The organism is Pseudomonas sp. LARHCG127, assembly GCF_052871455.1.
In genome coordinates this window covers 235384-259815 of the sequence record NZ_JBIXJT010000010.1, presented here as the reverse complement: position 1 = coordinate 259815, position 24432 = coordinate 235384, and the positions used below count along the sequence as shown (strand labels likewise).

19 protein-coding genes, 2 tRNA genes and 1 pseudogene are annotated in these 24432 nt (G+C 62.5%); 4 read left to right on the top strand and 18 right to left on the bottom strand.

Annotated features, from left to right (window positions below; translation table 11 throughout):
• Positions 1–139 precede the first annotated feature (139 nt).
• Positions 140–898 (bottom strand): 23S rRNA (guanosine(2251)-2'-O)-methyltransferase RlmB, encoded by a 759-nt coding sequence (rlmB, locus tag ACIPQ1_RS18870; RefSeq protein ID WP_186730060.1) that lies wholly within the window; start codon positions 896–898, stop codon positions 140–142.
• The gene (rnr, locus tag ACIPQ1_RS18865; RefSeq protein WP_411386344.1) at positions 895–3531 is read right to left on the bottom strand and encodes a ribonuclease R; all 2637 of its coding nucleotides are present in this window, start codon (positions 3529–3531) and stop codon (positions 895–897) included. The genes rlmB and rnr overlap by 4 nt, the downstream gene beginning before the upstream one ends.
• 227 nt (positions 3532–3758) lie before the next feature.
• Here rnr and ACIPQ1_RS18860 point away from each other — a divergent pair.
• Together ACIPQ1_RS18860 and ACIPQ1_RS18855 are read left to right on the top strand one after the other, a co-directional pair.
• Positions 3759–3845: transfer RNA gene (locus tag ACIPQ1_RS18860), tRNA-Leu, on the top strand.
• A gap of 176 nt (positions 3846–4021) precedes the next feature.
• Positions 4022–4108, top strand: a tRNA-Leu gene (locus ACIPQ1_RS18855).
• A 224-nt stretch (positions 4109–4332) separates the two neighbouring features.
• On the opposite strand, the gene ACIPQ1_RS18850 is transcribed toward ACIPQ1_RS18855, so the two are convergent.
• From ACIPQ1_RS18850 to ACIPQ1_RS18790, 13 genes and pseudogenes are all read right to left on the bottom strand, one after another.
• Positions 4333–5037 carry a methyl-accepting chemotaxis protein gene (locus ACIPQ1_RS18850; RefSeq protein WP_371128541.1) on the bottom strand — a complete coding sequence of 235 codons (705 nt, stop codon included), beginning with the start codon at positions 5035–5037 and terminating at the stop codon, positions 4333–4335.
• A 201-nt stretch (positions 5038–5238) separates the two neighbouring features.
• A pseudogene (locus ACIPQ1_RS18845) lies at positions 5239–5292 on the bottom strand (hypothetical protein); the annotation flags it as partial.
• 1125 nt (positions 5293–6417) lie between these two features.
• On the bottom strand, positions 6418–7710 hold the full coding sequence (locus ACIPQ1_RS18840; RefSeq protein WP_003186407.1) for an adenylosuccinate synthase: 1293 nt from the start codon (positions 7708–7710) through the stop codon (positions 6418–6420).
• A 54-nt stretch (positions 7711–7764) separates the two neighbouring features.
• Entirely contained in the window at positions 7765–8952 is a 1188-nt protein-coding gene (locus ACIPQ1_RS18835) for an ATP phosphoribosyltransferase regulatory subunit (protein ID WP_250962838.1), read from the bottom strand.
• A 325-nt stretch (positions 8953–9277) separates the two neighbouring features.
• Complete coding sequence (gene hflC / locus ACIPQ1_RS18830; RefSeq protein WP_053117908.1) at positions 9278–10147, bottom strand: protease modulator HflC; 870 nt, start codon at positions 10145–10147, stop codon at positions 9278–9280.
• On the bottom strand, positions 10147–11319 hold the full coding sequence (gene hflK / locus ACIPQ1_RS18825; RefSeq protein ID WP_186707980.1) for an FtsH protease activity modulator HflK: 1173 nt from the start codon (positions 11317–11319) through the stop codon (positions 10147–10149). The genes hflC and hflK overlap by 1 nt, the downstream gene beginning before the upstream one ends.
• A gap of 85 nt (positions 11320–11404) precedes the next feature.
• The gene (gene hflX / locus ACIPQ1_RS18820; RefSeq protein ID WP_053117904.1) at positions 11405–12706 is read right to left on the bottom strand and encodes a ribosome rescue GTPase HflX; all 1302 of its coding nucleotides are present in this window, start codon (positions 12704–12706) and stop codon (positions 11405–11407) included.
• A gap of 12 nt (positions 12707–12718) precedes the next feature.
• Complete coding sequence (gene hfq / locus ACIPQ1_RS18815) at positions 12719–12979, bottom strand: RNA chaperone Hfq (RefSeq protein WP_003186419.1); 261 nt, start codon at positions 12977–12979, stop codon at positions 12719–12721.
• Between the two features lie 91 nt (positions 12980–13070).
• A complete protein-coding gene (gene miaA / locus ACIPQ1_RS18810) occupies positions 13071–14042 on the bottom strand; it encodes a tRNA (adenosine(37)-N6)-dimethylallyltransferase MiaA (RefSeq protein ID WP_434704779.1) in 972 nt (323 codons plus the stop codon).
• Positions 14042–15940 carry a DNA mismatch repair endonuclease MutL gene (gene mutL, locus ACIPQ1_RS18805; protein WP_250962847.1) on the bottom strand — a complete coding sequence of 633 codons (1899 nt, stop codon included), beginning with the start codon at positions 15938–15940 and terminating at the stop codon, positions 14042–14044. Before mutL ends, miaA begins: the two co-directional genes overlap by 1 nt.
• Positions 15941–15951: 11 nt before the next feature.
• Entirely contained in the window at positions 15952–17382 is a 1431-nt protein-coding gene (locus ACIPQ1_RS18800) for an N-acetylmuramoyl-L-alanine amidase (protein ID WP_186707988.1), read from the bottom strand.
• 3 nt (positions 17383–17385) lie between these two features.
• Entirely contained in the window at positions 17386–17853 is a 468-nt protein-coding gene (gene tsaE, locus ACIPQ1_RS18795; protein ID WP_186707990.1) for a tRNA (adenosine(37)-N6)-threonylcarbamoyltransferase complex ATPase subunit type 1 TsaE, read from the bottom strand.
• Positions 17841–19340, bottom strand: coding sequence for an NAD(P)H-hydrate dehydratase (locus ACIPQ1_RS18790; protein WP_446534596.1), 1500 nt, complete (start codon positions 19338–19340; stop codon positions 17841–17843). Before ACIPQ1_RS18790 ends, tsaE begins: the two co-directional genes overlap by 13 nt.
• Positions 19341–19403: 63 nt before the next feature.
• Between ACIPQ1_RS18790 and queG the strand changes: the two genes are divergently transcribed.
• Entirely contained in the window at positions 19404–20483 is a 1080-nt protein-coding gene (gene queG, locus ACIPQ1_RS18785) for a tRNA epoxyqueuosine(34) reductase QueG (protein ID WP_250962834.1), read from the top strand.
• Here queG and ACIPQ1_RS18780 read toward each other — a convergent pair.
• Both ACIPQ1_RS18780 and orn read right to left on the bottom strand, forming a co-directional pair.
• Positions 20465–21076 (bottom strand): trimeric intracellular cation channel family protein, encoded by a 612-nt coding sequence (locus ACIPQ1_RS18780; RefSeq protein ID WP_030140169.1) that lies wholly within the window; start codon positions 21074–21076, stop codon positions 20465–20467. The two genes, queG and ACIPQ1_RS18780, sit on opposite strands and share 19 nt — an antisense overlap.
• Before the next feature lie 280 nt (positions 21077–21356).
• Positions 21357–21899, bottom strand: coding sequence for an oligoribonuclease (gene orn, locus ACIPQ1_RS18775; protein WP_122567314.1), 543 nt, complete (start codon positions 21897–21899; stop codon positions 21357–21359).
• 109 nt (positions 21900–22008) lie between these two features.
• Here orn and rsgA point away from each other — a divergent pair, with 109 nt between their 5' ends.
• Complete coding sequence (gene rsgA / locus ACIPQ1_RS18770; RefSeq protein ID WP_072407102.1) at positions 22009–23040, top strand: small ribosomal subunit biogenesis GTPase RsgA; 1032 nt, start codon at positions 22009–22011, stop codon at positions 23038–23040.
• Between the two features lie 221 nt (positions 23041–23261).
• Here rsgA and motB read toward each other — a convergent pair whose 3' ends face one another.
• Positions 23262–24308, bottom strand: a complete 1047-nt coding sequence (gene motB, locus ACIPQ1_RS18765; protein ID WP_411386339.1) for a flagellar motor protein MotB — start codon at positions 24306–24308, stop codon at positions 23262–23264.
• Positions 24309–24432 lie beyond the last annotated feature (124 nt).

Sequence of the window (24432 nt, the reverse complement as noted above, 5' to 3'; positions counted from 1 at the left end):
CACCCGCTGATTTCCACCTCACCACAAAACAAGGGGGGAGCGGGCTTGCTCGCGAAAGCGGTCCGACATTCAACAGATTTGCCGAATGACACTCCGCTTTCGCGAGCAAGCCCGCTCCCACAATTGATTTACGCCTGGATCAAGGCTTTTTGGCGGCAGCCTTGACGCTACGCTGGCGCAGCGCCTCGAACAGGCACACGCCGGTGGCCACCGAGACGTTGAGGCTGCTGACGCTGCCGGCCATCGGCAGCTTGACCAGATAGTCGCAATGCTCGCGGGTCAGGCGGCGCATGCCCTTGCCTTCGGCGCCCATGATCAGGATCGTCGGGCCCGTCAGGTCCTGGTCATAGATGCTGACCTCGGCCTCGCCCGCCGTACCGACGACCCACAGGCCGCGCTGCTGGAGTTTTTCCAGGGTGCGCGCCAGGTTGGTCACCGCCACCAACGGAATCACTTCCGCCGCGCCGCAAGCGACTTTACGCACCACCGGCGTCAACGTCGCCGACTTGTCCTTGGGCACGATGACCGCCAATGCTCCGGCGGCATCCGCCGAACGCAGGCAGGCGCCGAGGTTGTGGGGATCGGTCACGCCGTCCAGCACCAGCAACAGCGGCGCGCCTTCGGTACGGTCGAGCAGCTCGTCGAGCATGGCTTCGCCCCAGACCTGGCTCGGACTGACGTCCGCAACCACGCCCTGGTGAACGCCCTCGACCCACGCGTCCATTTCACGACGCTCGGCCTGACCGATGGCAACCTTGTTTTGGGTAGCCAGTTCGACCAGTGCTTGCACACGCGGCTCGCTGCGACCTTCCGCCAACCACACTTGCTTGACACGCTTGGGGTGGTGACGCAGCAGGGCTTCTACGGCGTGCACGCCGTAGATTTTTTCCAGACTCATGACTTGGCCTTAGGTTTGCGCGACCCGCCGCTTTTCGCGGGGGCCGAGCCCGCTTTTGGCGGGCCTTTACGGTGTTTGCTTGGCTTGCTCGACGACTTTTCCGCCCCGTGGGACTTTCCCCCAGACGCCGCTTTACCACCGCTTTTGGCTTCGTTGAGCAACTGCTGCTTCAACTCGCGACTCTTGCGCAGCTCGGCGTTTTTCGCCGCTGCGTCGCTGGGGCGGTAGGCTTCGGGAGCCTTGTCCTTGGCAGACGAACGGCGACCGGCCTTGGCTGGCTCAGGCTCTGCGGTTTTTGCAGGAGCACCTTTACCTCTGCCTTTGGTCGCAGGCGCGGCGGTCTCGCTGCCGCGCTTTTTACGGCCAGTCGGTGCTTCGGCCGGCTTGTCGGACATGCCGAAGTCGATCTTGCGCTCATCGAGATCGACGCGCATGACCTGCACTTCCACGGTGTCGCCCAGGCGGAAGCTGCGACCGGTGCGCTCGCCCGCCAGGCGGTGATGCACAGGATCAAAGTGGTAGTAATCACCCGGCAAGGCGGTGACGTGCACCAGGCCCTCGACATAGATATCGGTCAGTTCGACGAACAGACCAAAGCCGGTCACAGCCGTGATCACGCCAGGGAACGACTCGCCCACGCGATCTTTCATGAACTCGCACTTGAGCCAGTTCACCACGTCGCGGGTCGCTTCGTCGGCACGGCGTTCGCTCATGGAGCACTGCTCGCCCAACTGTTCCAGGGCCGCTTCGTCGTACGGATAGATCCGTGCCTTCGGAATGGTCATGGCACCGGCGCGCTTGACGTGCGGGGTGTTCTGCTTGGAATGGATCACGCTGCGGATCGCGCGGTGCGTGAGCAAGTCCGGATAACGGCGGATCGGCGAGGTGAAGTGGGTGTATGCCTCGTAATTCAGACCGAAGTGGCCCTGGTTGTCGGCGCTGTACACCGCCTGGCTCAGGGAGCGCAGCATCACGGTCTGGATCACATGGTAATCCGGACGGTCCTTGATGCTGGCCAGCAGTGCCTGGTAGTCCTTCGGCGTCGGGCCGTCCTTGCCTTTGTGCAGGGACAGGCCGAGCTCGCCGAGGAAGGCGCGCAATTTTTCCAGGCGCTCCGGCGGCGGGCCGTCGTGCACGCGGTACAACGCCGGAATCTCATGCTTCTTGAGGAATTCGGCGGTGGCTACGTTGGCCGCCAGCATGCACTCTTCGATCAGCTTGTGCGCATCGTTACGGGTGGTCGGGGTGATCGCGGCGATCTTGCGCTCGGAACCGAAGACAATCCGGGTTTCCTGGGTCTCGAAATCGATCGCGCCACGCACGTGACGGGCACCCAGCAACACCTTGTACAGCGCGTACAATTGCTTGAGGTGCGGTACCACGCCAGCGTATTCGGTACGCAGGGCCTTGGCTTCACTGGTCTTCGGCGTTTCCAGGATGGTGCTGACCTTGTTGTAGGTCAGGCGCGCCTGGGAGTGAATCACCGCTTCGTAGAACTGGTAGTCGGTCATTTCGCCGGTTTTGGAGATGGTCATCTCGCACACCATGGCCAAACGGTCGACTTTCGGGTTCAGCGAGCACAGGCCGTTGGACAGCTGCTCAGGCAGCATCGGGATCACGCGCTCAGGGAAATACACGGAGTTGCCGCGCACCTGGGCTTCGTTATCCAGGGCCGAACCGATCTTCACGTAGCTGGACACATCGGCAATCGCGACGAACAACTTCCAGCCGCCGGAGAACAGGCGCAGCTTGCCGGGCTTGGCTTCGCAGTACACCGCATCGTCGAAGTCGCGGGCATCTTCGCCGTCGATGGTGACGAACGGCAGATGGCGCAAGTCGATGCGTTTTTCTTTATCTTTCTCTTCGACTTCCGGCTTGAGCTTGGCGGCTTCCTTGAGCACAGCGTCGGGCCAGACGTGAGGAATGTCGTAGGTGCGCAGCGCAACGTCGATCTCCATGCCCGGCGCCATGTAGTTGCCGACCACTTCAACGATATCGCCCTGGGGCTGGAAGCGCGCAGTGGGCCAGTGGGTGATTTTCACCTCGACGAACTGACCCACCTTCGCGGCGCCATTACGGCCCGGGGTAATCAGCACTTCCTGCTGGACCTTCGGGTTATCCGGCACAACGAAACCGATGCCGCCTTCTTCGAAGTAACGGCCAACGATACTTTCATGGGCGCGGGACACCACTTCGACGATCACGCCTTCACGGCGACCGCGGCGGTCCAGGCCGGACACGCGGGCCAGGGCCCGGTCACCGTCGAACACCAGGCGCATTTGCGCCGGGCTCATGAACAGGTCGTCGCTGCCATCGTCTGGGATCAGGAAGCCGAAGCCGTCACGGTGACCGGCGATGCGGCCGAGGATCAGGTCGAGCTTGTCCACCGGCGCATAAGTGCCGCGCCGGGTGTAGATCAGTTGAGCGTCGCGCTCCATGGCGCGCAGACGGCGGCGCAGGGCTTCGAGTTGGTCCTCGGTGGTCAGACCGAACTCTTCGACCAACTGCTCGCGGCTAGCAGGCGAACCCCGATCGGCGAGATGCGCCAGGATCAGTTCACGGCTAGGAATAGGGTTTTCATATTTTTCCGCTTCACGAGCGGCCTCGGGATCGAGGGACTGCCAATCGGCCATTAGAGAGTTTTCACCTTGTCTATATGCGGGTTAGTTTGGCATAGGCTTAATGAAACGGGAAATTTCAAGCATTCGATAGCGTTTCCAGCGTCATTTGGCCAGCCCTTTGGCACCCCGGGAAGCACCGCTCGTGAAATTTAGCGGTTTTTTTCTCCCCAGGGGTTTACAGTTAAAAACACGCTCCGTATAGTGCGCGCCATCGACGACGTACACTCGTTGCCGATACTGCCCAGATGGTGAAATTGGTAGACACGCCAGCTTCAGGTGCTGGTGACCGCAAGGTCGTGGAAGTTCGAGTCTTCTTCTGGGCACCAATTTCGAGCAGCAGGTCTATGACTTGCAAGCTCAACAAAGACCCGCGAAAGCGGGTTTTTGCATTTCTGCCCCTTGGATTTGCGCTTGGCAATTACTAAAACAAAAACAGGGGTTTACAGATCAAAACGCGCTCCGTATAGTGCGCGACATCAACAGCGGCAACGCTGAAGATGCTGCCCAGATGGTGAAATTGGTAGACACGCCAGCTTCAGGTGCTGGTGACCGCAAGGTCGTGGAAGTTCGAGTCTTCTTCTGGGCACCAATTCAAGCTTCAAGATCATGATCTTGAAACTCACAGAAACCCGCGAAAGCGGGTTTTTGCGTTTCTGGGGCTGCCAGATTATTGGCTGACGACTCGAATGTATCCGAGCCACTAAAGCCGCCTTCGCGAGCAAGCCCGCTCCCACAGGAGATTGAGTACTTCATGAGTACACCATCAACTGTGGGAGCGGGCTTGCTCGCGAAGGGGCCAGCCTGATCAGCCCATCAAGCCCTGAACTGCCCCAGGCTCGCCTTCAACTGCGCCGCCAGGCTGTCCAGCACCTTACCGCTGGCGGTGGTCTCGACCACGGCCTGGGCCGCTTTTTCAGCCTGGGCATGGATCGTCTCCACCCGCCCACGCACCGCTTGCGCGCCCTGGGCCTGATGAGCCGCCGCCTGGGTCGCCAAACCGATGGCCGCATGCACCTGCTCGACGGACGCCTGCACCGACTGCTGCAGCCGCGCGCTGTCACGCAACACCAACAAACCTTCGCTGGCCTGACGCCCGGCCTGGCCAATGGCGGCCACCGCCTCGCGAGCGCCTTGCTGCAAGGCCACGATGTGCGCCTGGATATCGCCCGTCGAGCTCTGGGTCTTGCTCGCCAACGCCCGCACCTCGTCCGCTACCACCGCAAAGCCGCGTCCGGTTTCCCCGGCCCGCGCCGCCTCGATGGCTGCGTTCAAGGCCAGCAAGTTGGTCTGCTCGGCAATGCCATGAATCACCGTCAGCACCACTTCAATCTGTTCGCTCTGCTGCGCCAGCCGCTCGATCACTTTCGCCCCGGTGTCCACTTGGCCGGCCAGCGCCTCGATCAAGCCACCCACCTTGGCCGAAGTCCGGGTGTTTTCATCGGTGGCCTGACGGATTTCCACCACTTGTTGCAGCGCCGCCTGCATTGCCTGACTTTCCGATTGAGCTTCGTCAGCCATTTGCGACAGCGCACGCAGGCTCTCGGCCACTTCATCGCGCTGCATCCCAGCCGCCGCGTCGGCGCCGGAGTTGCGCAAGGTCATCGCGCCGATTTCCACACCGGTACGCTGGGCCACATCGCCCGCCTCGCGCACGATGGGCTGCAACTTATCCACAAAGCGATTGACCGCCGAGGCCATGTCGCCGATTTCGTCCTTGCTGTTGATTTGCACACGCTTGGTCAGGTCACCCTCGCCCGCCGCCAGGTCGTTCATGGCGGCGATCAGCAGCTTCAAGCGATTGACCACTCGACGCCCCAGCACCACAGCCAGCAGCGCCAGCACGCCGAAGCCCACCAGCGCCAAGCCCAGGCCGATGCGCCAGCGCAAAGTGCCTGCGGCCTCCTGGACAGTGGAGGCGGTATTGGTTTGCATCTGCGTGGCCGTGGCCTGGGCCGACTCCAAGCGACCGCGCATGGCGGTGGCGCTGTCAGCCGCCGCGCCCTTGAGACTGTCGCCGACCAATTGGTCGCTGCTGGCGATCAAGGCCGAGAAGCGCTGGTCCAACGCCTTCAGGTCGGTTTCAACGGAAGCCGTGGAAACCCCCATCAAGACCTTGCCGATCTCTACGCCGTTGGGGTTGATCGAGGCTTCCAGGTAATACACAGACGGATCGTTCTTCGCCGCGTCCAGCACCTTGTCCAACGCCCGCTCGCCTTTGCCCTTCTCCAGCAGCGCCTTGTTGATCGGGTTTTCCCGGTTCAGGTAGCGGGTCAAGTGCTCACCATTGGCGTCGTCATAAATGACGAACAGCACGTTGGGATTGCGCTGGGCCCGACGGGCGAACTCAGAGAGGGTGGGCACGTCGTTATCCCACATGGCGCGCGGCGCAACGGACGCCAGGAGTTGCGCCATATCATTGGCGGAATCCCTCAAGTCCTTCTCCAACGTCCCACGCAACTGCGCCTGCTCGTCCTTCAGGCGAGCGGACAGCCCGGCGTTCAGTCGCTGGCGGGTATTGGCGGACAGGCTGTCCAGGCTCGACGTGACTTCGCGCCCGGCCTGCTCCAGCTCGGTGGAGAGCTTCTGGCTGTCCGCCCCCAGCCGCGCACCGAGGTCGGCTTCCAGTGCCGTGACGGTGCTTCGGGTCAGCGCAACGGCCACCAGCACCTGCACCAAAAGGGCGATACCCAGGGTAACGAACACAGGCCGCAATAAACGGCTTTGTAACAGTGAGAGAACGGCCGACACGTGAAATCCCTCTACCAAACGCCATTAATTTGATGGCACTCGGAAAAGCGGTGCCTTAATGGAGTTGCATAGCAAGTGTCGTGCCGCCCGGCAGGCAGAAACGACAAAGGGCCCTAATGAGGACCCTTTGTGTTTTACATCAACGACTTATCAGGCAAACGGATGACGCAGAACGATGGTTTCGTTGCGGTCCGGCCCCGTCGAAATAATGTCGATCGGCGCACCGACCAACTCTTCGACGCGCTTGATGTAGTTGCGCGCGGCCACCGGCAGCTCTTCCAGGGTCTTGGCGCCCACGGTCGATTCGGTCCAGCCCGGCATCTGCTCGTACACCGGCTCCAGGCCGATGTAGCTGTCGGCATCGGTCGGGGCGTCGATGACAGCGCCGTCCTGGTTCTTGTAGCCCACGCAGATGTTGATGGTTTCCAGGCCGTCCAGCACGTCCAGCTTGGTCAGGCACAGGCCCGAGATGCTGTTGACGTCGATGGCACGACGCAGGATGACGGCATCGAACCAGCCGCAACGACGGGCACGGCCGGTGGTGGCACCGAACTCGTGGCCACGCTTGGCCAGGAAGGCACCGACGTCGTCGAACAGCTCAGTCGGGAATGGACCTGAACCGACACGCGTGGTGTAGGCCTTGGTGATGCCCAGGATGTAGTCCAGGTACATCGGGCCGAAACCCGAACCGGTGGCGATGCCGCCGGCAGTGGTGTTGGAGCTGGTGACGTACGGGTAGGTACCGTGGTCGATGTCCAGCAGCGAACCCTGGGCACCTTCGAACATGATGTCCTTGCCGGCGCGACGCAGCTCGTGCAGCTCGGCGGTGACGTCGAGCATCATCGGCTTGAGCAGCTCGGCGTATTCCATGCACTCATCCAGGGTTTTCTGGAAGTCGATGGCCGGCTCTTTGTAGTAATTGACCAGGACGAAGTTGTGGTAGTCCAGCAACTCACCCAGCTTGGCGGCGAAACGCTCACGGTGGAACAGGTCACCGATGCGCAGGCCACGACGGGCCACCTTGTCTTCGTAGGCCGGGCCGATGCCGCGACCGGTGGTGCCGATCTTCAGCTCGCCACGGGCCTTTTCACGGGCCTGGTCCAGCGCAACGTGGTAGGACAGGATCAGCGGGCAGGACGGGCTTATACGCAAGCGCTCGCGCACCGGTACGCCTTTTTCTTCCAGCTTGATGATTTCCCGCAGCAAGGCGTCGGGCGCAACCACCACACCGTTGCCGATCAGGCACTGGACACCTTCGCGCAGCACGCCCGACGGAATCAGGTGCAGGACGGTTTTTTCACCGTCGATCACCAAGGTGTGACCTGCGTTGTGGCCACCCTGGTAGCGCACTACGGCGGCAGCATGTTCGGTCAGCAGATCAACGATCTTGCCTTTGCCCTCATCACCCCACTGGGTGCCCAGGACTACGACATTCTTACCCATAACACTTGTCCTCATTCGCGCAAACTTGGTGCCGGCTTCGGCCGGCGGGAAAACTCAAGAAGCCAGCGGCAATACTTGCCAAAGCCCGTTCTGCTGAATCAATTGCCGGTCGCAGTCCGCTTCACGGGCGGCGGCCAAAGGTTGCCCTGGCAAAGCCTGGACAACGCGCTGACCCTCACTGCGCAACTGGCAGACCGCCTGCCAGAGTGCCGCATCCGTACTGTCAGGCATCCAGATACCGCCAGACGGTAGCTCGACTTCAGCACGCCCCAGGGTCACCAGGGTTTTCAAATCGGTGGAGAAACCGGTCGCCGGACGGGCACGACCGAAGTCAGCGCCGATGTCGTCATAACGGCCGCCCTGGGCGATGGACTGACCCACGCCCGGTACGAATACCGCAAACACGACACCGGTGTGGTAGTGATAACCGCGCAACTCGCCCAGGTCGAAATACAGCGGCAACTCGGGGAAGCGCACCGACAGACGCTCGGCAATCGCCAGCAAGTCGTCCAGCGCGGCCAACACCGGCGCCGGCGCATGGGCCAGGCGTTCACGGGCCGCGACCAATACTTCACGCCCGCCGCACAGGTCCACCAGCGCCCGCAGCATGCCCGACAGATCGGCCGGCAGGCCCTCGGTCAGGCTGACGACTTCGTCGATGGCCTTGCGCTGCAGGGCATCGAACAGCTGTTGTTCAACTTCGCCGGACAAACCGGCCGCACGGGCCAGGCCGCGATAGATGCCGACATGCCCCAGGTCCATGTGGACATCCGGCACGTCAGCCAGTTGCAGCATGGCCAGCATCAGGCTGATGACTTCCACGTCGCTGCTCGGGCTGGCATCGCCATACAACTCGGCGCCCAATTGGATCGGGCTGCGCGAAGAAGACAAGGCGCGCGGTTGGGCATGTAGCACGCTGCCGGCGTAGCACAGGCGGCTCGGGCCCTCGCGGCGCAGGGTGTGGGCGTCGATGCGCGCCACTTGCGGCGTGATGTCGGCACGAAAGCCCATCTGCCGGCCCGACTGCGGATCGATTACCTTGAAGGTGCGCAGGTCCAGGTCCTGGCCCGCGCCGGTGAGCAGGGATTCCAGGTACTCGATATGCGGGGTGACGACGAACTCGTAACCCCAGCTCTGGAACAGATCCAACACCTGCCGACGCGCTACTTCGATACGCGCAGCTTCCGGTGGCAGTACTTCTTCGATGCCATCTGGCAGCAGCCAGCGGTCTACCGTTGCCATTACGCCATTCCCCTATGGTCCGGGCGGCCAGCTTTCGGACTGGCCTTGAGTGAAGCAGAAAATGCCTGCGCCAGGCGCGCAGCTTGGGCAAAAAACGCGCAAGAGCGACGTGACGAATGGCCCATCATCGGCCTCGCCCGGCACTTTCCTCGAAAAACCTGTCGAGTCGTTCAACCCGACGCCTGCACCTATAAACCGCAATCGAACGTGCAGACGCAAAAAAGCCGGGAATTTCCCGGCTGCCGCATCATACACACGTTTTCCCAAAGGATCACCCCGCCCGACGTTTTAGCCGCCGGGCGGAGTATCTCAGGTCAACGCCGCATCAAGGCTTGGACTTTTCCAGGTAGTGGAAGAAGTCGCTGCTTGGGTCCAGGACCAGGACGTCGGACTTGTTCGCGAAGCTTTCACGGTAGGCACGCAGGCTACGGTAGAACGCGTAGAACTCCTGATCCTGACCATAAGCCTTGGCGTAGATCGAAGCGGCCTGGGCATCACCATCACCACGGACTTCTTCCGATTCACGATAGGCTTCGGCCAGCAGCACGCGTCGTTGGCGATCGGCGTCGGCACGGATGCCTTCGGCCAGCTCGTTACCTTTGGCACGGTGCTCGCGAGCTTCACGCTCACGCTCGGTGCTCATCCGCTCGAACACGCTGCGGTTCACTTCCTTCGGCAGGTCGATAGCCTTGACCCGGACATCGACCACTTCGATACCCAGCTCTTTTTCCGCCATCGCATTCAGCGAACGAGTGATATCGGCCATGAGCGCATCACGCTCGCCGGACACCACTTCATGCAACGTGCGCTTACCGAACTGGTCACGCAGGCCCGATTCCAGGCGACGGGACAGACGCTCATCGGCGATCTGCTTGAGGCCCGAGGTCGCGGTGTAGAAGCGCTCGGCATCCTTCACACGCCACTTGGCGTAGGCGTCCACCATCACGGCTTTCTTTTCCAGTGTCAGGAAGCGTTGCGTCGGCGCATCCAGCGTCATCAGGCGAGCGTCGAACTTGCGCACCTTGTTGACGTACGGCACCTTCACATGCAGCCCCGGCTGGACATCAGCCTGGACCACGCGACCGAATTGCAGCAACACCGCGCGCTCGGTCTGAGCCACGATGTAGAAGCAGTTCCAGGCAGCGATCGCCACGACGACACCGACAATAAGGGCGATCAGCGATTTATTGCTCATCAGCGACTCTCCCTGGTACGTGCTTGCTGTTGTTGCAGGTCCGCCGCCGCACGGGTGCTGGCCTCATTGCTGGCCGCCGTCGAACTGGCCGGTGGCGTACTGGTGTTTCGACCGCTCTCGACCATCTTGTCCAGCGGCAGGTACAGCAGATTGCTCTGGCCGTTCTTGTTGCCGGTCACGAGGACCTTGCTGGTGTTGCTGAAGACTTCCTGCATGGTGTCCAGGTACAGACGCTGGCGGGTCACTTCAGGGGCCTTGCGATATTCGGCCACCAGCTTGGTGAAGCGATCGGCCTCACCCTTGGCACGGGAGACCACTTCATCGCGGTAACCGTTGGCATCCTCGATGATGCGCTGGGCCTGGCCACGGGCTTCCGGTACGACGCCGTTGGCATAGGTTTCGGCCTGGTTGCGCGAACGTTGCTCGTCTTCACGGGCACGGATCACGTCATCGAAGGCTTCCTGGACCTCACGCGGTGCCGCTGCGCTCTGGACGTTGACCTGGGTGACGGTGATACCGGTGCGATAGGTATCGAGGAAACGTTGCAGACGCTCCTTGATTTCGCTCGCCATCAGCTCACGACCTTCGGTCAGCACCTGGTCCATGGCGGTGGAACCCACCACATGGCGCAAGGCACTTTCGGTCGCGTGCTGCAAGCTGATCTCCGGCTGGTCGACGTTCAGCACGAAGTCCTGCAGGTTGGTGATCTTGTATTGCACGGTCAGCGGCACTTCGACGATGTTCTCGTCTTCCGTGAGCATCTGGCCCTGCTTGGTGTACGCCCGCTCACGCGTGACGTTCTCCATGTACTTCTGGTCGATCGGCGGGAAATAGATGTTCAGGCCCGGGCCAACCGTCTCGTAGTACTTGCCGAAGCGCAGCACCACGGCTTGCTCCTGTTCGTCCACGACATAGACCGCGCTGTACAGCCAGACAGCCGCCAGCACGACGAGGCCGATGCCGAGCAGGCCGAAACCGCCGCCCTTGCCCGAGCGACCACCGCCCTCATCACCGCGTTTTTTACCACCACCGAACAAACCGTTCAGGCTTTCCTGCAGCTTTCGGAAGGCCTCGTCGAGATCCGGCGGCCCCTTGCGGTCGCCGTTGTTACGACGCTTGCCACCCCAAGGATCCTGATTATTCGAGTTGCCACCCGGCTCATTCCAAGCCATAGCGCTCTCCATCTGATAAAGCAAAGACGCACCCACGGCGCGCCGACCAATGCTACAGAATGCCTGACACCGCTTTCTCAGGCTTTTATTGCAAAGTGTGTTGCTCGATGAATTCCATCGGTTGCAGCCCTTCGCGACTGACCAGCCGGTTGAGCTCCGACCGAGGCAGGCGAACAGCCAGCAGGCAGACACCTTCTTCGTCGTGTTCTTCTTTTTGCACGGCCCCCAGCTCGAAAAACTGCGCACGAAGCCGGGCGAAACGTTGCGGCAACTTCAGGGTGCCGACAAACAGATCGTTGCCCAACAGCTCGGCCACGGCCTGCTTGAGCAGGTCCAGGCCGGTGCCATCACGGGCCGACAGCCAGACCCGTTGCGGCTTGCCATCGGCATCGCGCTGGATCTGCGGCTCCACGCCTTCGAGCAAATCGAGTTTGTTGTATACCTCGAGGATCGGCAAGTCCTGGGCTCCGATCTCGCCCAGCACCACCATCACCTGCTCGATCTGCAGCATCCGGTCCGGCTCGGCGGCATCGATCACGTGCAACAGCAGGTCGGAGTTGCTCGACTCTTCGAGCGTAGCTCGGAAAGCCTCGACCAGCTTGTGCGGCAGGTGACGGATGAAGCCCACGGTGTCGGCCAGCACGATCGGCCCGAGGTCGTCTAGGTCGAGCCGGCGCAGGGTCGGGTCGAGCGTGGCGAACAACTGGTCGGCGGCGTAGACGTCGGATTGGGTGACATTGTTGAACAGGGTCGATTTGCCGGCGTTGGTATAACCCACCAGTGAAACCGTCGGGATATCCGCGCGCTTGCGACCGCGGCGCGACTGCTCGCGCTGGCTGCGGACCTTTTCCAGCCGCCCCTTGATCTGGCGCAGGCGAACCCGCAACAGGCGTCGGTCGGTTTCCAGCTGGGTTTCACCCGGGCCGCGCAGGCCGATACCGCCTTTCTGCCGCTCAAGGTGAGTCCAGCCGCGAACCAGCCGCGTACTCATGTGCTCAAGCTGGGCCAGTTCGACCTGGAGCTTGCCTTCATGGGTTCGGGCGCGCTGGGCGAAGATATCGAGGATCAACCCCGTGCGGTCGATCACGCGACACTCGAAGACACGTTCGAGGTTACGTTCCTGACTGGGCGTGAGGATGTGATTGAAAATCACCAGATCGACCTGCTCGGCCTTGACCAGGTCGCGCAACTCCTCGACCTTGCCACTGCCGATCAGGAACTTGGCGGTTGGCCGATGACGCGGCACGTTGAAAAACGCGACGGTCTCGGCGCCGGCCGAAAGTGCCAATTCCTGAAACTCCTGCGGATCTTCGCGCGCCTCAGGGTCCTGTCCATCCAAGTGAACGAGAATGGCTCGTTCACCACCACCGTGGCGCTCAAAGAACAAAGGAGGCTCCTATCAGGCGTTACCCGGTTCAGCGTCACCGCCTTCGGATTCGGTTGCGCTAGGCAGACGAATTGGACGAACGGGCACCACTGTCGAGATCGCGTGCTTGTAGACCATCTGGCTGACGGTGTTTTTCAGAAGGATGACGAACTGGTCGAAAGACTCGATCGTGCCTTGCAGTTTGATCCCGTTGACCAGATAGATGGACACCCCAACTTTCTCTTTACGTAAAGTGTTCAAGTAAGGGTCTTGTAGCGAATGCCCTTTTGACATGTGCCGCACTCCTTTAAGGATCAATAATAAAAATCGGAATCAGATGGCTTGGGCCGTCACACCCCCAAGGATAGACGGCAATTGCAAGGACTCAGCTCAATATGGAGATGGTCCCGAGGTATTTCAAGGCGCGTGGCAGATTGTCGCAATCGAGACTGTCGAGCCAATGCAGGTCAGTCCAGCTGCGCAGCCAGGTGAACTGGCGTTTCGCCAATTGGCGCGTGGCAATGATCCCACGCTCCTGCATCTCGGCTGACGTCAGCTTGCCGTCCAGGTAATCCCAGACTTGTCGATAACCTACCGCACGTATAGACGGCAACCCGGCATGCAGGTCACTTCGCTCACGCAGGGCTACGACCTCGTCTATGAACCCCTGTTCCAACATTAATGTGAATCTTTGTTCAATTCGCCGATGCAGCACTTGCCGGTTCGCCGGAGCGATGGCCAGATTCGCGACAGTATAGGGCAATTGTTGCAGTCCCGAAGCGGCTGCTTCAGTACTTTGCGCAGTTTGTCGCTGGCGCAGGGCTGTCATGCTCTGGCCGCTGACCCGATAAACCTCCAAGGCTCGACTCAGTCGCTGCGGGTCATTGGGGTGAATACGCGCTGCCGATTCCGGGTCGATGACCGCCAATTGCTCATGCAAGGCTTGCCAGCCCAGGCGCGCGGCTTCCTCTTCGATCTGCGCGCGCACCTCGGGATCGGCGGCGGGCATGTCCGCCAGCCCCTCGACCAAGGCCTTGTAATACAGCATCGTGCCGCCCACCAGCAGGGGGATCTTGCCCCGCGCGGTGATTTCGGCCATGGCCTGGAGCGCGTCACGGCGGAAATCGGCCGCCGAATAAGCCTCGGCCGGATCGAGGATGTCGATCAGGCGGTGGGGGAATTCGGCCAGCAGTTCTTTCGACGGCTTGGCGGTGCCGATGTCCATGCCCCGGTAGACCAAGGCCGAATCGACGCTGATCAATTCGCAGGGCAGGACCTTGGTCAACTCGATGGCCAGGTCGGTCTTGCCGGCAGCGGTCGGGCCCATCAGGAAAATCGCGGGTGGCAACGGGTTCATCAACGACCGCGCAGGAACAGTTTGTCCAGGTCGTCCAGGCCCAATTGGGTCCAGGTCGGCCGGCCATGGTTGCATTGACCACTGCGTTCGGTGTTTTCCATGTCCCGCAGCAGGCCGTTCATTTCCGGCAGGGCCAGGCGCCGGTTAGCGCGGATCGCGCCGTGGCAGGCCATGGTGCCGAGCAGTTCGTTCAGGTGCGCCTGGATCCGGTCGCTGGTGCCGTATTCCATCAAGTCCGCCAGTACGTCGCTGACCAGGCGATTGGCCTCGGCCTGCTTCAACAACGCCGGGATCTGGCGGATCGCCAGGGTTTCCGGGCCCAGGCGCTGCAATTCGAAGCCCAGGCGCTGGAACCAGGCCACATGTTCTTCGGCGCAATCGGCTTCGCGCTGGCTGACGGCCAGGGATTCGGGCACCAACAGCGGCTGGCCGCTCAGGCCTTCGCTGGCCATGGCAATTTTCAGGCGCTCGTACATGATCCGCTCATGGGCGGCGTGCATGTCCACCAGGACCAGGCCCTGGGCATTTTCCGAGAGGATATAGATGCCCTTGAGTTGCGCCAGGGCGTAGCCCAGCGGCGGAATATCGCCCTGGCCATCGGGCATCGCCGCCGCGCCGGCTTCCGGCAAGGGCTTGAAGAACTCGCGATAGGCCGCCTGGGCCTCGGCTGCGGGCACATTGGATTGTGGGCGCGGGGTGTATTGATACTGATAGCCGCTGCCAGCGCCGCTGCCGGCCGTGTTGTAGCTCGGCTGAGGCTGGGGTTGCTCCAGCAATGCGTTGGCCGCCAGGCGCATTTCGCCCTGGGGCCCGAATTCGCCCGCCTCCAGCCCCGTTGGCCGGACCATGCCCGCCACTGCAGCTGGCGCCGCCAGTTGATCTTCCGGACGTACGTCGCCCAAGGCGCGGTGCAAGGTGCCGTAGAGGAAATCGTGGACCATGCGCCCATCACGGAAACGCACCTCATGCTTGGTCGGGTGCACGTTGACGTCCACCACCGCCGGATCGACTTCAAAAAACAGCACGAAGGTCGGATGCCGGCCATTGAACAGCACGTCGCGATAGGCCTGGCGCACCGCGTGAGCCACCAGTTTGTCGCGCACCGCCCGGCCGTTCACGTAGAAATACTGCAAGTCCGCCTGGCTGCGGGAGAACGTTGGCAAACCGACCCAACCCCACAGGTGCAGGCCATTGCGCTCCACCTCGATGGGCAAGGCCTGTTCCAGGAAACCCGCTCCGCACACCGCGCCCACGCGCCGGGCTCGGGCGGCATCGTCGCGGGCCTCGTGCAGGCTGAGGATGGTCTTGCCGTTGTGGCGCAAATGGAACGCCACGTCAAAACGCGCCAGGGCCAGGCGCTTGATGACTTCTTGAAGGTGATCGAACTCAGTTTTCTCGGCCTTGAGAAACTTGCGCCGTGCCGGGGTGTTGAAGAACAAATCGCGCACTTCCACCGAGGTACCCACCGGATGGGCCGCGGGCTGGACGCGAGAGGCCATGTCGCGGCCTTCGGTCTCGACCTGCCAGGCCTGCTCGGCGTCGCGGGTGCGTGAGGTGAGGGTCAGGCGCGACACCGAACTGATGGACGCCAGCGCTTCACCCCGGAAACCCAGGCTCATGACCCGCTCAAGGTCTTCCAGGTCACGGATCTTGCTGGTGGCGTGACGCGCCAGGGCCAGCGGCAGGTCGTCGGAGGAAATACCCCCACCGTCATCGCGCACCCGCAGCAGCTTGACGCCACCCTGCTCGACATCCACATCGATGCGCTTGGCCCCGGAGTCGAGGCTGTTTTCCAGCAACTCCTTGATGACCGACGCCGGACGCTCGACCACTTCCCCGGCGGCGATCTGGTTCGCCAGCCGAGGGCTGAGCAGTTCGATGCGGGCGGCGCTGCCGATCACTTCGTCACTCATTGCTTGACCGCCACTTCGTTGCCCGGAATGGTCAGGGTCTGGCCAATCTTGAGCTCATCGCTCTTGAGATTGTTGGCGCTGCGCAAGGTGGCGGGCGACACCTGGTAGCGCACGGCAATCATCGCCAGGGTTTCGCCAGGGTTGACGCGGTGGTCCCGTGGCCCCTGGGCGATCTTGCCGGAGTCTCGCAGCCAGGCGATGTAGGTGCCCGGCGGTGGGTTCTGCTGGAAGAACTGCCGCACGCCGCTGCTGATGGATCGGGCCAGGGCCTGCTGGTGGCTGGAGGACGACAACTTGGACGCCTCGTTTGAATTGGAGATAAAGCCGGTCTCCACCAGGATCGACGGGATGTCCGGCGACTTGAGCACCATGAACCCGGCCTGTTCGACGCGCTGCTTGTGCAGCGGCGTGACACGACCGATGTTGCTCAGGACTTTCTGGCCGACGTTCAGGCTGGAGGTCAACGAGGCCGTCATCGACAAATCGAGCAAGACACCGGCAAGCATCCGGTCCTTGTCGTCGAGGCTGACGTTGCCGGCACCGCCGATCAGGTCGGAACGGTTTTCGCTGTCGGCCAGCCAACGGGCGGTCTCGGACGTGGCACCACGGTCGGACAGGGCAAACACCGAGGCCCCGAACGCGGCTTTCGAAGGCGCGGCGTCGGCGTGAATGGAGACGAACAGGTCGGCGCCCTTCTTGCGGGCGATCTCGGTACGACCGCGCAAAGGAATGAAATAGTCGCCGGTGCGGGTCAGTTCGGCGCGGAAGCCTTTCATGCCGTTGACCTGGCGCTGCAATTCACGGGCGATGGCCAGCACCACGTCTTTTTCACGTTGCCCGCGCGAGCCCGAGGCCCCCGGGTCCTCGCCGCCGTGACCGGCATCGATCACCACGATGATGTCACGCTTGCCGGCCGGGGCCGGTGGCAGCTTGAGCGCAGGCTCCGTCGGGGTCACCGGCACCGCGGGCACCGTGGCAACCTTGGTCGGCGGCGGTGGCGGTGGGTCGGCATCGGCCGGGTTGTCGAACAGGTCCACCACCAGCCGGTTGCCGTACTGGGCATTGGGGGCCAGGGTGAAGCTTTTCGGGGTCACGGCTTTTTTCAGGTCGATGACCACCCGCAGGTCGGTGGGCGTACGCTGGGCCGAGCGCATCGCGGTAATCGGCGTATTGGCGGTAGCGACGTTCAATGGCGCGCCCAGGGAGGCACCGTTGATGTCGATCACCAGGCGATCCGGGGCGGTCAGGGTGAATACGCTGTGCTGCACCGGCCCCGTCAGGTCGAACACCAGCCGTGTGTTGTCCGGCGCCCGCCAGAGGCGAACGCTGTTGACCTTTGTCTCGGCCACAGCATCGACGGCCAGTGCCGTAAGCAACAGTCCTACGACAGCAACCACCGCGCGAAAGCGCATACCAAACCCCATCATCAATTAGTTTTCCAATGCCAAAGCGGCACACCACGACTCACCACGGGCGCCTTGCGGCGTCAGTTTCAGCGAACGCCCGCCGTTCTGCGCGCCAATGGTAATGGTCAGGTCGGGCTTTGGCAAAAAGCCTGCACCCTTCTGGGGCCATTCGATCAGACACAAGGCGTCATCTTCGAAATAATCGCGAATGCCAAGGAATTCCAGCTCCTCAGGATCCACCAGTCGATACAGGTCGAAATGGAAGGCGCGAATGTCGCCGATCTCATAGGGCTCGACCAGGGTGAACGTGGGGCTCTTGACCGAGCCGACGTGCCCGAGGCCACGGATGATGCCACGGGACAAGGTGGTTTTCCCCGCGCCAAGGTCGCCTTCGAGAAAAATCAGGCCGTGGCCGGCAGTGATCTGCGCGATGCGGGCGCCAAATTGTGTCATGGCTTGTTCGTCCGCCACGTACAGGGTTACTTCAGACACGGTGAATGCTCCTCCAACAACTGACGAATGGCCGGGATCAGATCGGTCGCCGCCAATCCCCGGCCCGAGCGACCGACCTTGGCACCGGCGTTGGCATGCAGCCAGACCGCCAGGCACGCGGCCTCGAAGCTTTCCATGCCCTGGGCCAGCAAGGCCCCGACCACGCCAGCCAGCACATCCCCCAGGCCGGCGGTGGCCATGGCCGGATGGCCCTGGCTGCAGACTGCCAGGCGACCATCCGGGCTGGCGACCAGGCTGCCGGCTCCCTTGAGAATCACCGTGGCGGTGTATTTCTGGCTCAAGGCATGGGCCGCCGCCGGACGATCGGCCTGCACCTGGGCGGTGGACATCTCCAGCAGCCGCGCCGCCTCGCCCGGATGCGGGGTGATCACGCAATGTTCAGGCAGACGGACATCGCCGGCGCTCAGCAGGTTCAGCGCATCGGCATCCCACACTTGCGGCAGTGGCGCATTGGCCGCCGCCGACAGCAGGCTGCGTCCCCAGGCGGCCTGGCCAAGGCCCGGTCCGACCACCACCACGCTGGCCTGCTGGAGCAAGCCCACCAATTGGTTCGCCGAATGGGTGCCCTGCACCATGACTTCCGGCAAACGCGTCAGCGCGGCGGACACATGCTCGCTGCGGGTCGCCATCGAAATCATGCCCGCCCCGCAGCGCAGCGCGCTTTCGGCGCTCATCTGGATGGCGCCACCAAAGCCCCGGTCGCCGCCGATCAACAGCACGTGACCGAACTTGCCTTTGTGGGACGTGGCGGCGCGAGGTGTCAGATGCGGCAGATTCCGAGGTAGGAACAGTCGGGCATTGGCCGGTGCAGCTTCAATGATATCCGGATCGGCGTGCAGGTCATTGAATACCAGCTCACCCACCCGGTCCGCCGCTTCGCCCGTGAACAACCCCAGCTTCAAGCCAATGAAGGTCACGGTCAGGTCGGCCGCCACTGCCGTACCCAACACCCGGCCGGTGTCGGCACACAATCCCGAGGGGATATCCACCGCCGCGACCGGCAGGCCGCTGACGTTGATCGTATCGATGGCCTGCACATACGGCTCACGTACATCGCCACTCAGGCCCGTGCCAAGCAACGCGTCCAGCAGCACGCCACGCAACTCGGCTTCATCCGACCACGGTTCCATCGGCACGCCCACCGCCACCGCCTCGGCGTGGGCATTGGCAGCGTCCCCCTGCAATCGCCGGGGCTCGCCCACCGTCAGCACCCGCACCGACCAGCCGGCACGCCGGGCCAGGGTCGCGACCAGGTAACCATCGCCGGCATTGTTGCCATGGCCGGCCAGCACGGTCAGCTCATGGGCGTCGGGCCAGCGTCGGACGATCGCGCGCCAGGTGGCACGGGCAGCGCGCTGCATCAATTCGAAGCCAGCAGTACCCGCGGCGATCAGTTGTGCGTCGAGGGCCCGGACCTGCGCGGCGCTGTACAGCGCGTCGGGAAAATCATCTTTAGTGTGCGGCATGCGTCTTCGGGCTCCGATGTCTGGCAGAATTATACGCATCTCAGCTCTGGTTTCTCTCGCCTCATGCCTGCCATTCCCACAGACCTCCCCGCCCTCGCCCAATCCATCAAGGAATGGGGCCGCGAGCTGGGTTTCCAGCAGGTCGGCATCAGCGGCCTGGACCTGGCCGAGCATGAGCAACACCTGCAACGCTGGCTCGAGGCCGGCTACCACGGCGAAATGGACTACATGGGCGCCCATGGCAGCAAACGCTCGCACCCCGAGGAATTGGTGCCGGGCACATTGCGCGTGGTGTCCCTGCGCATGGACTACCTGCCGGGCGACACCCAGATGGCGCAGATGCTCGGCCAACCGGAAAAAGCCTACGTCTCGCGTTATGCGTTGGGCCGCGATTACCACAAATTGATCCGTAAACGCGTGCAGCAATTGGCGGAAAAAATCCAGGCGGTCATCGGCCCCTTTGGCTATCGCGCCTTCGTCGACAGCGCACCGGTGCTGGAAAAAGCCATCGCCGAACAGGCCGGCCTGGGCTGGATCGGTAAAAACACCCTGGTATTGAACCGCAAGGCCGGCAGTTATTTCTTCCTGAGCGAGCTGTTCGTCGACTTGCCGCTGCCCATCGACCCGCCCCACGGCACCGAACACTGCGGAAAATGCACCGCGTGCCTGGACATCTGTCCGACAAATGCCTTCGTCGGGCCCTACGTGCTCGATGCCCGCCGCTGCATTTCCTACCTGACCATCGAGCTGAAAAGCGCCATTCCCGAAGAGCTGCGGCCACTGATCGGCAACCGGGTGTTCGGCTGCGACGATTGCCAGATTGTCTGCCCGTGGAACCGCTTCGCCCGTCCGTCGGGAGAAAGCGATTTCAAGCCGCGGCACAACCTGGACAATGCCGGGCTGGCCGAGTTGTTCCTGTGGGACGAAGACACATTTCTCAGCAGCACCGAAGGTTCACCGCTGCGCCGTGCCGGTTACGAGCGCTGGCTGCGCAATCTGGCGGTGGGCCTGGGCAACGCGCCGTCGACGATTCCCGTGCTGCAAGCGCTGGAGGCGCGGCGTGACTATCCGTCGGAGCTGGTGCGCGAGCATGTGGAATGGGCGTTACGCCAACATGCCGCGCGTCAGACTTCGTCGTTGTAGACGAACTTCGGCATTTCCCAGTGAAAGCGAATTGCCAGGAGCCGCAGCAGGAAACCGCCAAACAAGGTGATGAGGATCGCCTGCTCGTTCGGCAATTGCAGGAAGACACACAGCAGATAACACCACGCCGCGGCAAACGAGACGCTGGCGTAGAGTTCGCGGCGGAAGATCAGCGGAATATCGTTGCAGAAAATGTCCCGCAGAATGCCACCGAACACCCCGGTGATCACTCCGCTGACCGACGCCACCAGCATGCCATGGCCCATTTCCAGGGCCGTCATGCAACCGATCAGCGTGAACGCCACCAGGCCCACGGCGTCGAGCACCAGGAACAATGAGCGCAGATGGCGCATCCAGCGCGCCAGAAACACCGTCAACATCGCCGCCGCGGTGGTCAGCACCAGGTATTCCGGATGCTTGACCCACGTAAGCGGGTAATGACCGAGCAGCACGTCGCGCACCGAGCCGCCACCCAGCGCCGTGACACAGGCGATCAGCACCACGCCAAACCAGTCCATGCCCCGCCGTCCGGCAGACAAGGCACCGGTCATGGCTTCAGCGGTGATGGCGATCAGATAAAGCATCAGCAACATGGTGGCGGTCCATACGGGAAGGCGCGCAGTCTAGCCAGTTTGGGCTGGCACCAAAAGAGGGCGCGCCCCCGTCTTCTGCCTGAACACCATGCCCCCAAGTCCAAACTGCCCTCTGTGGCGAGGGAGCTTGCTCCCGCTCGGCCGGTCCGACGCTTCGGGCGCAGCAGTCGCAAACCAGACAATCGAATCTTCCTGGAGAACTGTTGGGGCCTGCTTCGCAGGCCAGCGGGAGCAAGCTCCCTCGCCACAAAAGCAATCTCGCCAGCCGCTGGCGTGCCGGTTAGAACTTGATGAAGTGCTTGCGGTAATGCTGCAACTCGGCAATGGACTCGCGGATGTCATCCAGGGCCAGGTGGGTGCTGCCTTTCTGGAAGCTGTCGCGCACTTCTGGCGCCCAGCGGGCGGCCAGTTCCTTGAGGGTGGAAACGTCCAGGTTGCGGTAGTGGAAGTAGCTTTCCAGGGACTTCATGTGGGTATAAAGGAAGCGACGATCCTGGCAGATGCTGTTGCCACAGATCGGCGACTTGCCCTTGGGCACCCACTGTTCCAGGAACGCGAGGGTCTGGGCTTCGGCTTCGGCCATGCTGATCTTGCTCTCGCGCACTCGCTGGGTCAGGCCCGAGCCGCCGTGCTGGCGGGTGTTCCACTCGTCCATGCCGGCCAGGATCTCGTCGCTGTGGTGGATCGCGATCACCGGGCCCTCGGCCAGGGTGTTGAGGTCGCTGTCGGTGACGATGGTGGCCATTTCGATGATGACGTCAGTGTCAGGGTTCAGACCGGTCATTTCCAGGTCGATCCAGATCAGGTTCTGCGGGTTTTGCATAGGGAGGCTCCTCGGCGTAGCCACGCAGTTTAGCCTAGGCAGCCCCTTGGGCGTGCTAAACTCGCCGCCGTTTTACCCTATTCGCTGTATTTCTTCATACGGAACACCCATGGCCAAACGCCAACTCAATCGTCGTCAAAACTGGCGCATCGAAAAGATCCAGGGTGAGCGCGCCGCCCGCGCCGCCAAACGCGAATCCAGTGCTGTCGAAGCCCTGGAGGGTGGCGACCTGGGCCCTGAACAGACCGGCCTGGTGATCGCCCACTTCGGCGTGCAGGTCGAGGTCGAGGCCCAGGAAGGCGAACTGGCCGGCCAGGTGTTCCGCTGCCACTTGCGCGCCAACCTGCCGGCGCTGGTGACGGGCGACCAGGTGGTCTGGCGTGCCGGCAACCAGGGCATCGGCGTGATTGTCGCGCAACTGCCGCGCCACACCGAGCTGTGCCGCCCGGACAGCCGGGGCCAGCTCAAGCCCGTGGCCGCCAACGTCGACATGATCGTTATCGTGTTCGCGCCATTGCCCGAGCCCCACGCCAACCTGATCGACCGTTACCTGGTGGCCGCCGAGCACGCCGGCATCCGCCCGTTGCTGCTGCTCAACAAGTTCGACCTGATCGACGAACACAACGCCCCGGCGCTGAACGCCCTGCTGTCGGTCTACCGGGACTTGGGTTATCCGGTGCTGGAAGTCTCGGCCCACCACGGTAACGGCATGGAGCAATTGCAACAGCAGTTGGACGGACGCATCAGTGTGTTCGTCGGCCAGTCCGGCGTCGGCAAGTCTTCGCTGGTCAACAGCCTACTGCCAGAAGTCGAGACCCGCGTCGGGCCGTTGTCCGAGCTGTCCGGCCAAGGCACCCACACCACGACCACGGCGCGGCTGTTCCACTTCCCTGGTGGCGGTGAACTGATCGACTCGCCGGGTATCCGCGAATTCGGCCTGGGCCACGTCAGCCGGGCCGATGTCGAAGCCGGGTTCATCGAGTTCAACGAGCTGATCGGTACCTGCCGCTTCCGCGACTGCAAGCACGACCGCGAACCCGGCTGCGCCCTGCTCAAGGCCCTGGAAGAAGGTCGCGTGCATCAGCAACGGATGAACAGCTACCGCTCGATCATCGCCAGCCTGCCGGAAAGCAGCTACTGACCTGCACGCCGTATCAAGCCGATCACTCTTGTGGCGAGGGAGCTTGCTCCCGCTGGACTGCGAAGCAGGCCCCAACAGTCTCCAGCCAGACCGAGTTGTCCGGTCTTGCGACTGCTGCGCAGCCGAGCGGGAGCAAGCTCCCTCGCCACAAAGGCAAGCAATCCTCAAGTAAACAGTGGCCCCACAAAAAAGCCGACATCGAGGTCGGCTTTTTTTGTGGGTCACTGCGCCGGCGGCTCCGCCGGTTTCGGTACGGTGTCATCGAACAGGTTCAGCCGCTCGCGCAGCTCATGGGCCGGTATGGGTTGCTGGTCCGCCGGCAGCGCATTCGGATCGACCGCTGCACCTGGCGTAGCCTGTGGCGCTGGCACTTCACCCGGGGCACCCTCGCCCGGAACCGGATCGGGCGCCGGATCGTCGGTTTGTGAGCCCTCGATGGCTTTCTGCGCCTTCTTGGTCAACACCACGATGTCGATGCGCCGGTTGACCGGGTTGAACGGGTCCTTGCGGTCGAACAGCGCCGAAGAGGCATAACCGACCACCCGTGCCACCTGCTCGTCCGGATAGCTGCCGGCCACCAGGGCGCGACGGGCCGCGTTGGCGCGGTTGGCGGACAGTTCCCAGTTTCCGTAGTCACCCTTACCGATGTAAGGCTTGGCATCGGTATGGCCACTGATGCTGATTTTGTTCGGCACCGCCTTGATGGTGTCGGCCATGGCCAGCAGGATATCTTCGAAATAAGGTTTCAGACGTGCGCTGCCAGAATCGAACATCGGCCGGTTCTCGGCGTCCATGATCTGGATGCGCAAGCCGTTCGGGGTGATTTCGAACAGGATCTGGTCCTTGAACTTCTGCAGTTCCGGGTTCTCTTCGACCTTGTTCTGCAATTCCTGCAGCAGCAACTCCAAACGCTCGCGCTCGACCTGCTCGGCCATGCCCTCGACCTGCTCGGAATCCACCGTGACCTTGTCGGGCTGGGGCTGGGACTTGACCTCGGGATTGAGGGTCGTGTCCGGCGCCAGGGTCGGCGAGCCGCCCAGGTCGATGATGTAGGGCGTACCGCTTTCGGAAAAGCCGACCGGGTCCTTGAAGTAACCGGCGATGGCGATCTTCTGTTCCGGGGTTGCCGTGGACAGCAGCCACAGCACCAGGAAGAACGCCATCATCGCCGTGGCGAAGTCGGCGAAGGCGATTTTCCAGGCGCCCCCGTGATGCCCCCCGGCAATGCGCTTGATGCGCTTTACAATAATCGGTTGATTATTTTCCATGACCTAAGTGCTCTGCTTCACAAATACTGTTCCATTTTGACGGTGCCTGCTGCTGCCATACTGCGTTGCCGCTCCTCGCCATAGCGGGCTATGACTCGTCGCGGCGCCTTGTCTGGCAGCAACA